This is a genomic window from Bacillus cereus group sp. BfR-BA-01380 (assembly GCF_022663535.1).
Classification (GTDB): Bacteria; Bacillota; Bacilli; order Bacillales; family Bacillaceae_G; genus Bacillus_A; species Bacillus_A cereus_BB.
The window spans coordinates 1-13,014 of record NZ_JAKUFS010000040.1; the positions used below are offsets into that span (position 1 = coordinate 1).

The window sequence follows — 13,014 nt, forward strand, 5'->3', positions numbered from 1 at the left end:
CAAAAATATAGAAAGAAAGGCGGCTTTTCGTTCAAAATTGAACAAAAAGCCGCCTTTCTTGTTTTACATATGTTTTATGAGATGAAAAACTTAAGTTTTTCAGTGGCCTCTGTTGAATGGGTATGGTCTTCTAAGCATTTTGTCTTAGTTGTTCCTTTTTGGAATCCCCCTCCTCAAAAATACGTTAGGATTTTAGATGGGGGTAGTTCAATAATGGTGGATCAGAAGGACATATCAATCCAACAATTGGAGTTGTACAAGAGCTTATTTCGCGTGGAGAAGAGGTCGTATACTTTTCGATAGAAGCTTTTCGAGAACGTATTGAAAAGACGGGAGCCATTGTACGAACATTTGACGGTCAAAAATTTTTAAAAGCCTTTATCTCAGGTGGAAGAAATTATTTATCCGAAAGAATCAACGGTCTTTTACATACGGCGGATATCATTATACCTAGCGTTCTTGAACAGATCAAGGGAGAACATTTTGATTACATCATTCACGATTCTATGTTTGGTTGTGGACGTTTACTTTCCCAAATTCTAAAGCTCCCCGCAATTAATTCGTGTACATCTTTTGCTCAGACTGAACTATCATTTGAAAGAATGTTAGGACATCTCTCGCAAAATATCCCAATAGAAATTGCTAAAAGGATAAAGTGAAACTTCCATCAGTGGGGGTTTTCTTCATCCCCCACTGATGGTTAGTTGAACCAATCGGGCTTTTACGGGCAGTTATCCCCCACCTATCTTCTTCGTTTCTCTCTTAACCTTGAGGTGGGGGTCTTACTGCCCGTTAATGCGGGATAAATAATGATTTTCAAAACCTAACAACAAAAATTAAAGAAAAATATGGTGTTGAAATCACTTCTCCTTATGAAGTTTTTTGTAATCCTGCACCACTTACAATTGTTTATACAACTAGGGAGTTTCCACCTTTTGGAGAAGCATTTGACCAAACATACAAATTTGTAGGGCCATCCATCTCTTCACCATTCACACAAGAAAACTTCGACTATACTGCAATCAAGGGAAAAAGCCCAATTTACATTTCACTAGGTACTGTCTTTAACCAAGCAATTGATTTCTATAAGATTTGTTTTAAGGCATTTGAGGACACTGATCATACCGTTGTTATGTCTATTGGGGAAAAAACTCAAATATCTGATTTAGGGGAGATTCCTAAAAACTTCATTGTGAAAAATTATGTTCCACAAACTGAGGTGCTTACATACACTAAATTATTTATCACACATGGTGGAATGAACAGTACCAGTGAAGGTCTCTATTACGGAATTCCACTCATTGTAATCCCACAAAGCGCAGATCAGCCAGTAATTGCAGGGCAAGTTGCCAATCTTGGAGCTGGCATTACATTACAAATGAAAAGCTTGACCGCAAGTCAATTACGTGAAACCGTAGATCATGTGTTAAGACATCCATCTTTTCATAAAGCTGTTGCAAATATTAGGGAATCCTTTCAAAAATCAGGTGGGTATCAGCAAGCTGTTGATGAGATTTTTAAATTTAAAAGTCAATACGATATCTAAATATAAAGTGAAACTTTAATCAGTGGGGGTTTTCTTCATCCCCCACTGATTATTAGTTGAACCAATCGGGCTTTTACGGGCAGTTTATCTCCCGCCTAACTTCTTTGCTTTCGCTGAATTTTAAGGCGGGAGTATTACTGCCCGTTAATGCGGGATAAAAACTGCTCAGCATCTAATCTCATTTATGCAAAAAAAGTGCCTATGTGACATGACATAGGCACTTTTTGCTATTATACATATTAACAGTTTCGTGTCATATAAAGTGGGAAATGACCTACTGTAAATTGGAAATAGATTTATTTCACTAATAATGAATATGTTCCCTTTCCATTTTCCTTTTCAAAAAATGAAACTAAGTAATACTTCCCAGGTTTCGCTTCAAATTTCCCTTTTATATTATTTCCATCTGCTTTACCCGTGATGACAGGATTTCCTAAATCTGATTCGTGATATACATCCCATTGTATCCCAATTCCCTGTTCATCTATAACAGAAATATCTACTTCTTTTGGAGATGTGACATTGAATGTGTGCATATACGCCATATTAGGCTTATCCATATTTCCTTTTGCAAGCTTATTAAAACGAATTACCTTTGCATCTTGATAGTTATGACCTGCTGGCTGATCTTTTTTTACGGTAACCGTTGTTTGTCCTCGGCCCGCTTTTCCTTTATTATCTTTCACTGTTAACTTTGCAGTATATGTTCCCTCTTTCCCATATACATGGGTAGGATTTGCTTCTGTACTTGTTGTACCATCTCCAAGATCCCAGAGATAAGAAACAATTTTTCCACCTGTGCTTTCTGTACCATCGCTATGAAACTCAACTTTTTCATTTACTATCTCATTGTATGGTCCATTCATGTTTACTTTAATCGCCTGTTTTTCTTCTTCTCCCGTTGCAACACCATGGAATACAACATCGTATTCAAATTGATTGTTCGCATTCACACGATAATTGACAAAATACGCTGTAACTGTTTTGTAGCCGCTCCATTCTTTTTGCGCTAACTTTTCTAAAGATTGATTGATTTGCTTGCTCATCGCTTTCCAATCCTCAGATTCTCCTTTTGTTACGCCGCCCGTATATGTTCCTTCTAATGTAAACGTATCAAAAAATTGAGACTTATGCTTTGTAATCGTTGCATCTTTTATCTTTGCTACACCTGTAATGTCTTTCTTTACATCGGCTAGTGGTTTTGGTGCATGTTCAGCTAAATAATCATCTGATACTTGTGGGGTATTATATGTACCCTGATTATCAACTAACTGCTTCATATAGTCTTGGTATTCTTTATTTAAATTTGGATCCTTACTTAAAGCTTCACGATATGCATCATAACCATTCACATCATTTGCGCGAATGAAATCTTGAATCTTATCGAAAGTTTCAAATTGATGAGCATATAAGTAAGACTGCAGTGCAAAAGAATAATTATAAAAGTCCCATTTATCTGGTCCGTCTCCATATTTCGAAAATAATGTTCGTTCTGCTGTATAACGCTGTGCAGGATCAGATGATAATCCTCTAATTACACTTTTGCGCGGAACAACATTGTTCGTACGAGTAGATCCCGCAAAAAATTCTGCATTTCCTTCTTCAAACCAAGTTAAACGTTCATTTTGATACATTGCTCCTTGTCCCCATGATCCTGGAACTTCGTATCTTCCCTGTAAATAGTGTGTAAATTCATGACGGAACAATTCTTCTAAAGTATAACTACTTTGCTGCGGTGTACGTTCATATGTAAAGAACGTTCCAACTCCTTCAATATAAATCCCACCATTATTCGTGTCATAGCCATATAGTTGACTATTTTTTTTATATTCATCTGGACTATTATAAATGACTATTGTCAGTACATCATCAGCTTTCCCTGCTTCTAACGCTCCATCTTTTCCAATTACACGATGATATTGCGCTTTTACTTCTTTAGCAGCCCAATATAGTCTCTTAACCTTTTCTTCAGTTACTTTATCCCCTGTTTTAAATACAATAGCACCGTCATCGAATGTATACGTTTTTGGTAAGTATTGCTGTTGGCCTTCTTCACGTATTTTCTTTAAATCTACTGTATTTCCGTAATAATCTTTTCCACCATAGTTTGTTGAAATTTGCTCTACCGCATTAAAATAAGCTTCACTTAAACGCGGGTACATGTTCATTGCTTGTGTAAGTACTTCTAAAGGTTTATTTGGATTAATATGGAATTTCCCTAAACGACCAGTATAATAAATACCATTATTAATTAACCATTTATTTTCTGTTGTTACATCATTTAGAAGAGCCATTCGACTGATTTCATTTATGAAACTATCAATTTTCCCATACCATATTGTTTCATCCGCTTTTTTACGTGTTTCAAACAAGTAAGACTGTATATCATCATCAACCCCTTGCATAAGCTCATACAAGGCGTCCCCTTTCTTCTTGTCACTTATATATGTGGAAATATTATCGTTATATTGCTTTACTATATTCGCCGCATATTGAACTGTTTCAGCATCACAAGAAGCGTTTCTAATTATTTTACCGTATGCAGATACCACTGCATCCTGTTTATCTGTACCAAGTTTAAAATTCGGATTTTTTGCAATTGCTTTTAATGCAGGTAAACATTTATCATGGAAGCTTCGCTCATTTAAATAGCTTACCTCTTTATTATTAAAGCCTACATAAGATACGGAACGTAATATTTCAGCAAACGTCTCAATCCCTTTTGTATCATCTTTTGTAAATGTACTTCCACGACGACCTAATTCATCAATAATAACCTGTATTCGCTCTTTATTTTGATAAAACTCTTTTGTTTCTTGATTAAATTGATCTAAATCTGTAATTTGATTCCAACTAATATTTCCCAATGTGTCGATGAATTCGTCATTACTCATTCTATTTAGCTCTGCTAAAGAATACTTTTGCTGAGCTTGTTTTGCCGCTGCTTGTTTCACTACCGGAGCTGGACGTTGTGAAAAATCGTTCACTTTTAAACGTTCTTCATAAGACAATGTTTCGTCTGCTTTTGTAGAATGTGCAAGTTCATCTTTTGAAGTTCCGATTCCAGTTGGTTTCACTTGTAACACATTATAAGGTGTTTTTTCTTCCGCTGATACTTGTGTTTGAATACTTCCAAATGATAAGGCCACTGTACTAATACCGAGCATCACTTGCGTAAATTTTAATTTTTTGTTCATAACATTTCCTCCGTTTATATAATCCATTCAAAAGGATAACACGTTATTCCGATAAGACAATGTCTTATGCAAGATTGCATATTATTTCTTTATGTTTATGAACAAATTATAAAAACTCAATGACGTTTTTTAGCTATGGTCATGCACATGAATTGTGTGCACGATTCGATATTCAATTCATCTTTAGTCTTTATCTTTCCGAACATATATTTATACTTTAAAAGTTTCTTTGCACGAAAAAAAGCTGCTAAATATAAGCAACTTTTTTTATCTACTTGTTCCTATCGTTTTTACTTTTGACGAATATCAATCCACCAACGATCTTCCGCATTCATATTTTCAGTGCCACTAAACCCACTGTAATGGAAAGCATCAAGAAAGATTGAATCCAGTTTATCCTCATCTACAAAATAACCTAAGTTAATTTTCATCGTTTGTCCTGGTGGGATACTGCCAATATTGTAAAAGCTTTTTCCGTTTCCGTGAGGTTCTAAATAATCAACTTCGCTCGTCATAATACTTTTTTCGTCAATTCCATCTTCTTTAGCATAGTTCCATGCATTATTTTCAGATTTAAGCACTTGTATGCGTGGATGCATATAGATTTCTTTTGTTTCCTGTGTACCAATATTTTTCACTGTTGTTGTCAGGTAGACAAATTTAGGATTAACTGATTTCGACTCTACTAATTTGTCAATTGAATCTTTACCATTTCCAACCTTATATACATCCCGCTTGTACGGTATCAATTTTTTCGTCTGATCTAAAGCCTTATTCTCGCTTAGTCTTTCTAGTCCAAATTCATTAAAGTTCTCTTGTTTAAAATCTTTGATTGAATCAAAGACTTCAACTTTTTCTATAACATATTCAAGTTTTTTGTCATCTGCACTGTTACCTGTGATGTTATGTATGGTTACTGGAACCGTTTTACCTACGCTAAATAGTTGTTTGCTGTCTTTTTTCAAAGGAATAACGTTAGGTTTTGTTGGTTCTTTCACTTTGCTATCACGATCTTTATCATAATCTGATATAAATGATGACTTTTCTTTTGATGTGGGCTCAAGTGAAATGTTCGCTAAGACATTCATCATTTGCTCTTCATTTACATCGTTTCCAATATAACTTTCTAACATAATCCCCTCTTTTTCAAAAAGAAGAAAAACTTTTCTGTTAAACATTACATTTTTATTTCCAGTGTCTTTATTGACAATCACTGCTTTCTTACCATTTATCTCTTTCTCTTCGTAGTTGTTTGCGTACAGCGTTTGAAAATCTGAATTTTTTCCTAATCTCCAAAGAATGAATGAAAACCCACCCTTTGCGTAGTTATCTTTAAATGAATATTTCATAGCAGTGTCATCGATAGCTTCCATATTTTCTGGTAATTTGCCGACTTTTAACTTATACCAACTTTCACCCTTTTTCGAGGCCGTATTTGTTACTGAAACATTTACTTCATAATTTTGTTTTTGGACCATCATATCATAGACTTTTACTGCACCAAAAACGGTTGTCGGTATGCCAATCAATAAGCAGGAAGCAGCGATTAAAATACGATTCCTTTTACGCTTGGCCTGTGGTTGCCCACTCTTAATTTCCTCCATAAACAATTTCTTTTTGTGCGTATATGTATCTGAAAATTCATGTTGTTCATCCAGTTTATCAAAATCATCTAAAGCGATTTTTTCAGCAAGATCATACATTTCTTTGGAGTTTTTTGAATTCGTCATTTTGTATACCTCCTATAATATTTTGTACTCGTTTTCGAGCGCGTTCAAATTGCTTGCGCACATTGACCTCAGTTATCCCCATTAGATTTGAAATTTCCTGATAAGTTAAGTTATAGAAGACTTTGTACTTGAAAACCTGTCTGTTAGAATCATTTAACTCTTTTAGCAATGTATCAATTTGAGCCTCAGATATGAAACGCTGTTCCCACTGTTCAATATTTTCATCTGCTACTTCTGGTAATTCTCTTTGATATTCTTCTAAGAACATTTCCTGTCGTTTATTTTTCCGGTAACTATCAATCGCTTTGTTTTTTGCAATTCTCAAAATGTAGCGTTTAAGCTCTTGCGTGTTCAAGTTGTGGAGCTTTTCCAGATTCTGATAAAGAGTAATAAACGTCTCTTGAACTGTATCTTCAGCCTGCTGAATATTATTTAAAATAGAATATGCCACATAATAAATTTTTTGTTCATACAACTCATATAGCTCTTCCATCTTTTCATAATCTTTGTTTGTAACTTTCATGTAATCCCTCCTCTCACTCTATATAACGAATGGGCGGCTATACTTTGTGACACTTCCTCCAGCTATTAGAAAACCAGTTGTATCCTACATAAGTAATAAAGTGAAACTTCCATCAGTGGGGGTTTTTCTTCATCCCCCACTGATGGTTAGTTGAACCAATCGGGCTCTTACGGGCCGTTATCTCCCACCTATCTTCTTTGTTTTCTCAGAATCTTGAGGTGGGAGTCTTACTGCCCTAAAGTAGCGGGATAAAAATATCATTATCATAAATTTCTATTTTTTCATAGTGGTGTTGGTAACACTGAAGACATGAATGTGGAAAGTCGTTGGTAGATTGATATTCGTCATAGTAAAATCGATAGAAAAAAAAGAATAAAAATGGTCTATGGATACGCTCGTGTAAGTACAAAGATACACAAAAAACCCCGAATCATGGACTTTTTTTAAGTGTCCACGATTCGGGGTACAGTTCAATCCGCTCTTCTTTCTTTAATTTATACTCTATATATTTTTTCATATAGTCTACTACCCAAGATTGATCAATAGCCTCTGAAAGCAAATGTGACATATAAGTAAGTGCCAATTCCATAAATAATAAAACCAATTAGAGTAATGAACCATTTTTCCCTAACAGGCCGTAAATTTCACCTTTTTTTTAAAATGCAAGGAAACATTACCAACTACTTTTTTTGAATCATACATTTTTGTAAGATGAGATGTTTCTAACACATATTCCATAGGCATGCTCCTTTTATTGGTAAGTTCATAATAATAATTTACCAAATAAATACATAAAAAGACATAAAAACCAAAATTATCTTGCTATAACAATAAACATTTGAAAATATTTACATTTTGATATATAGTTCTTCCCTGGGGAATTTCCCTAATTATGCACATAAAAAATCCCTCCAAATCTTGAAGGGATTTTCGTAGTTTCCTATATATTGAATATCAATATGCTAACAATACCTCATATAAAACACGCTTTCAGTCTACAACTATTTTTTCATCTTTTTGCTTATACCAATTTTGCATCCTATCCGCATCTTCTAATCTCATATGCTTTAACTTATAATGCTGACCAGCACCTGCTGATGCAACTGCAAACATATACGTACATAATTGATCTTTACGTTGAAAATAAGTCTGACTTTTCTTCATCGATTGAATATGTCTTTTTCTCACTAGTCCTGTATATTTAGCAATGCCGCGATATACAATCGTGAGCTGATCCGGTTGCAGTGCGTATCCACCTGTTGTAAATTTCCCGTATCCAAGAGCTGTAAAAACTATAAACAATGGAATTAACGCAAGTAACCCCATATATTGTTTAAAATAAATACTAACCCCTGTAATTGGCACTGCAAATATCATACAAATCATCCAGTTATAAATAAGGTAGCGGCGCATTGCTGCTTTTGGTAAATGCGTGAGATGCTCCTCTATTTTGTATGGTAATTGAAGATGCTCAAGTAATTGCCCGACATCCTTTTTTCTCATAAGCGGATGCAGCGTGACGTTCATTTCATGTTTGCCAATACTTTGAATCACTTCTACGTGCACAGAGCAATAACCGAACGGTTGACGAAGTAGTGCTTCTTTAATGGTAATCGCTTGGATTCGGTGTAATTTTAACACAAGTTCCTTTTTCTCCAACAACCCTTGTGAAATGCGGATTTCATCCCCTCTTCGATATACAGTAAAGTTGGCATGTTTAAATGCATATGCGAATGTTGAAATAATCCATGATAAGACAACTAAGATAGCGGCCATATACATCCAGCCGTACATATCACTATTTTTCACATATTTTTCGACTGTATCAATAGCACTTTTGGGAATGTAATCTTTTAATTCTTGGCCGAATATGAAGAAAAATGAAAACAATAATCCAAACTGACCTGATGTAATAGATGCAAGGAGAATTTCTTTTATTGTTAATTTATAAATAGCCGTATTTGCATCATTCGTTGGTACATAATTGTCTTCTGTTAAGCTTTTTTCTGATTTCGCTTCTTCATTTAGAAGTGAAATTAAATGCTTTGCCTCCTGATTTGTAATCCCCGCTAAGCTTACCTCTGGTTCATGTCCTCCACCAGCCGTTTCAATCTTTAATTTCGTTAAACCTAACAATTGATAGACAACATTGGAGCTTGTATTGATTGTTTGTACACGCTCTTTATTTAAGTAGCTTTCTTTTTTCACAAATAACCCATGTTTAATATGTAGCGTATTATTTTCAATCCAATATACTTTGTAGTACCATTCAATCACAGTAGAAAGAATAGTAAATGCAAAAATACCGACCGGAATCAAATACCAAAATGGAAACTTACCTTTCGTACTAAAGAGAAGTATAAATGTCGGAAAAAGATCCCTCAATTTTAATTCAAATAAAATGGTAATTGGATGCTGCCTCTTATACATCTTCATCACTTACCTTTGCCAGTTCGGAAATTTGACGTTTTAATTGTTCTGCTTCTCTCATTGTTAAACCTGGAATATCGTGCGTCATTGCAGCTGTAGATACTTTTAATTCAGTTAATCCAAATTTACGCATAATCGGACCTTGTTCAATCGTTATGTGCTGGATACGAATCATTGGCACTAATACGCGCTGCACAACGAACATTCCATGTTGAATTTCTATCTCTTCTTCATTTAATTGATAGCTATGATAGCGCTGACGTAAGCTTGGAAATACGAGATAACCGAGCGGTGCATACGCAAGAAGCCCGATTACAAGTGCACCAAATATCCAGCCTGTCCAATCGAATTTCATCATAAATATAAAATAAGCAATTGTAATAATAAGACCAATTCCAGATGTAATGAGCGAGTTAATTTGCCATACTCTTACCATCTTGGGATTAATTTCATTTTCTAACGGTTGCATTCTTTCACCTCTACTTCATAATCTAGTACATCTTTTTCTATGACTCTATAATCATATTAAAAACATAATTGGAAAACAAGCTATATAAAGGGAATGTTTTCCTTCACATAGCTTGTTTTCCATTTTAGAGGTATACAATTCGAATGTTCTAGTGTTTATAACGGACGTCAGCGAAAGCCTTTTTGTAAATAGCTTGTATCTTAGTAGTTAGAAAGGGTGTCTTTTTTCAAAACAACCAAATATTTACTCTATAACAACATATTTAGTTGAAAAAAACGGGCTGTCCCTCTATTTCTATAATCGTTTTTGTAGGATTTTCTCCTTTTTTGTCGAATTCGTTTGATATAAGGAGGAGCACTATATGTTTATTAAAGACTTTTTTATTAACCTTTTTATTTTTGTTTTCCTAATTAGTTCAACTATATTCATCCAAGTGTTTGTAATGAAATCCAACCAGTTCATTGAAAAAATATACGGGGCAATCATTGCTGTTATTTTGATGGCCTTCTCTTTTAAATACATGGGGTTTTACTATGATCTTCGAGCTGTCCCTCTCATTTTGTCATTTGTTTACTTTGGTCGTACTGCCGGTTGCATTACGTTACTTAGTATATTTATTATGCGTGTTATGTATATGGATGGATATTGTGGACCGTATCTCGTCGCTTTATTAGGGATAGGTATTATATTTACTATTTTTAAATCATATTTCAAAAACTTACATCCTTTTAAAGCTAGCTTTCTTTATCTGATTTGTTATATAGCTATGATTCGATTGGTAGGTGAATTCTTCATTCCGACTGTAATATTTAACATTCTTTACATGCAAAGTTTATTATTTATGAGTTTAGGCCTTTTAAGCGGACTTTTTCTGATGGAAGCTTATCAAAAATTATATTCCTTAACACAAAAGTTATTTAAAATGAATCAAAAATTAGAAAGATCGAAGCAAGAGCTGAAAGATACTGTTCATGAACTGCAAGGAGGAATTTTTAAATTTATTAAAGTAGATACGCACTTTATACATACGATGTGTGATGGACAATTTTATTATCAAAATGGATTTCATTCTGAACAAGTGGTAGGAAAAAGTTTACGTACGATAGATCCTTCCATTATCCCTTCCCATCTCGTTCCTCAATTACTGAAGTATTATGTACAAGCATGGGAAGGGAATGAAGTTACATTTGAAATCCCCTGGCCAGATGATGAAATCATTGCTCTAATCGCACTTCGGCCAATTAAGCAAAATGGAAAAGTAATTGAAGTTGTCGGTTCTGCAATTGACATTACAGAGAGAAAAAAAGTGGAAGATGAATTAAAAACGACAAAAGAATTGCTGGAGTCATTTGTAGATAACAATATAGATGCGATTGTTATCACTGATCGAGAAGGACATATTTTACAAGCGAATAAAGCTTATGAAACAATATTTGGTTGGTCCATACAAGAAGCGATCGGTAAAAAACTTCCTTGTGTACCCGATTTCTTAATGGATGAATCGATAAAAATTGTTCGAAATATCCTGTCTGGAAAATCTGCGATTACTCGATTAGAGACCATTAGACAACGAAAAAATGGAGATTTAATTGATGTAAGTATGACGATTTCACCGATTCTAGATGTAAGAGGGAATATAATGGCTCTCTCTGCAATATGTAGGGACATTTCTGAAAGAAAACAAGCAGAAAAAGAACGACAGCAATTATATCAACAATTGCAAGAAAGTGAATTGAAATATCGCGCCCTATTTGAGCAGGCAGCGGACGCGGTATACGTAGTTGAATTGGATAAAAATCGAACTCCCTCTCGATTAATTGAAGTAAACGCGATTGGATGCGAAAGGTTTAATTTAAGTAGAGATGAAATTCTTAGTACGCCATTTTTTGATCTTGCTTCTAAGGATTCTCCCCTTTTAAAAAAATTAATCGAAAAAATTAAACAAGGGAAAAATTCGTTTACTTTGCAAGATGAATATGTTTTTCCTACAGGAAAGAAAATAGTGACAGAAGTTAGTATTCGTGTATTTAAGTTGAATGGAAAAGAAGTTTTCTTAAGTATTTCTCGAGATATTACCGAACGAATCAAGACGGAAGAATTGTTAAGAAAATCTGAAAAGCTTGCTGTTGTAGGTCAATTAGCTACAGCAATCGCTCATGAAATTAAAAACCCTTTAACTGCAATGAAAGGATTTATGCAATTATTAAAAACAGTGGAAAATGAAACGAATCATCACTATATAGATATAGTATCATCAGAAATTAATCGAATTGAAAGTATTACGAATGAATTTATGGCAATTGCCAAACCTCAAGCAGTGAAAATTCAGCCTAATGATATAAGTATGTTAATGAATCAAGTTGTCATGCTCCTAGAGCCCCAAGCACTCATGAATAATGTACAAATTCAGACAGAAGTTATGTCTAATATTCCAATGATACATTGTGAAGGGAATCAATTAAAACAAGTATTCATTAATATCTTAAAAAATGCCATTGAATCTATGCCAACGGGAGGAGAAATTGTCATTCAAATTGATAGAGCTGATCATAATCAAATCAATATTCGATTTATCGATCAAGGATGCGGGATCCCTCAAGATCGTATACCATACCTTGGAGAACCTTTTTATAGCATTAAAGAAGAAGGGATTGGCTTAGGATTAATGATTTGTTACAAAATTATTGAAATGCATCAAGGCAAGATATGGATTGAAAGTGAAGTGAATCAAGGAACAACGATCGATGTTACTCTCCCTATTTGTAAATGATAAAACAAATGTTGTTACATGTGAAAATATATGTATATAAGTAACCCCTTTCTTTTAGAGGAAGACGAGAGCATCTGGCCGTGCATAGGAGCGGTCAGGGCCTTTATGGTTTAAAACAAAGGGAGCAAGCCAGTAGCAGTCATGATGTATTCTGCATAGCAGCGACTTATAAAGAAAAGCGGAGCCGACTCATTTGAATCGGCTCCTTCTTATATGTTCACTGATATATCAGCGCTTTTCACAATATATCGACCGCTTTTTAAAATATATCGGCGCTTCGACACGATTTAAAGATTCCTCGACGAGATTCGATGCGCCAAATACACGAAAAGGATCTGACATGAGTCCT

General features: G+C 34.5%; 6 protein-coding genes and 2 pseudogenes. 3 read left to right on the plus strand and 5 right to left on the minus strand.

Going from position 1 to position 13,014, the window contains the following annotated elements; translation table 11 throughout:
* Positions 1 to 233 precede the first annotated feature (233 nt).
* Together MR076_RS24045 and MR076_RS24050 are read left to right on the plus strand one after the other, a co-directional pair.
* Positions 234 to 650, plus strand: a pseudogene (locus MR076_RS24045) (macrolide family glycosyltransferase); the annotation flags it as partial.
* A gap of 152 nt (positions 651 to 802) precedes the next feature.
* Positions 803 to 1,546: pseudogene (locus MR076_RS24050) on the plus strand (macrolide family glycosyltransferase); the annotation flags it as partial.
* A 296-nt stretch (positions 1,547 to 1,842) separates the two neighbouring features.
* Here MR076_RS24050 and colA read toward each other — a convergent pair.
* The 5 genes from colA to MR076_RS24075 all read right to left on the minus strand — a co-directional run bounded on the left by colA (position 1,843) and on the right by MR076_RS24075 (position 9,895).
* Positions 1,843 to 4,743 (minus strand): collagenase ColA, encoded by a 2,901-nt coding sequence (gene colA, locus MR076_RS24055; protein WP_242224902.1) that lies wholly within the window; start codon positions 4,741 to 4,743, stop codon positions 1,843 to 1,845.
* Positions 4,744 to 5,033: 290 nt separating this feature from the next.
* On the minus strand, positions 5,034 to 6,473 hold the full coding sequence (locus MR076_RS24060; RefSeq protein ID WP_242224904.1) for a DUF4367 domain-containing protein: 1,440 nt from the start codon (positions 6,471 to 6,473) through the stop codon (positions 5,034 to 5,036).
* Positions 6,439 to 6,996, minus strand: coding sequence for an RNA polymerase sigma factor (locus MR076_RS24065; protein ID WP_242224906.1), 558 nt, complete (start codon positions 6,994 to 6,996; stop codon positions 6,439 to 6,441). Before MR076_RS24065 ends, MR076_RS24060 begins: the two co-directional genes overlap by 35 nt.
* 990 nt (positions 6,997 to 7,986) lie before the next feature.
* Positions 7,987 to 9,426 (minus strand): PH domain-containing protein, encoded by a 1,440-nt coding sequence (locus tag MR076_RS24070; protein WP_242224908.1) that lies wholly within the window; start codon positions 9,424 to 9,426, stop codon positions 7,987 to 7,989.
* Entirely contained in the window at positions 9,419 to 9,895 is a 477-nt protein-coding gene (locus MR076_RS24075; RefSeq protein WP_242224909.1) for a PH domain-containing protein, read from the minus strand. Before MR076_RS24075 ends, MR076_RS24070 begins: the two co-directional genes overlap by 8 nt.
* A 361-nt stretch (positions 9,896 to 10,256) precedes the next feature.
* On the opposite strand from MR076_RS24075, the gene MR076_RS24080 reads away from it, so the two are divergent.
* On the plus strand, positions 10,257 to 12,665 hold the full coding sequence (locus MR076_RS24080; RefSeq protein ID WP_242224911.1) for a PAS domain S-box protein: 2,409 nt from the start codon (positions 10,257 to 10,259) through the stop codon (positions 12,663 to 12,665).
* Positions 12,666 to 13,014: the final 349 nt, after the last annotated feature.

Excerpts from the sequence above, each read along its gene's own strand:
- MR076_RS24070 (WP_242224908.1), bottom strand. The coding sequence starts at position 9,426 with ATGTATAAGAGGCAGCATCCAATTACCATTTTATTTGAATTAAAATTG.
- MR076_RS24065 (WP_242224906.1), bottom strand. The coding sequence starts at position 6,996 with ATGAAAGTTACAAACAAAGATTATGAAAAGATGGAAGAGCTATATGAG.
- colA (WP_242224902.1), bottom strand. The coding sequence starts at position 4,743 with ATGAACAAAAAATTAAAATTTACGCAAGTGATGCTCGGTATTAGTACA.
- MR076_RS24075 (WP_242224909.1), bottom strand. The coding sequence starts at position 9,895 with ATGCAACCGTTAGAAAATGAAATTAATCCCAAGATGGTAAGAGTATGG.
- MR076_RS24080 (WP_242224911.1), top strand. The coding sequence starts at position 10,257 with ATGTTTATTAAAGACTTTTTTATTAACCTTTTTATTTTTGTTTTCCTA.
- MR076_RS24060 (WP_242224904.1), bottom strand. The coding sequence starts at position 6,473 with ATGACGAATTCAAAAAACTCCAAAGAAATGTATGATCTTGCTGAAAAA.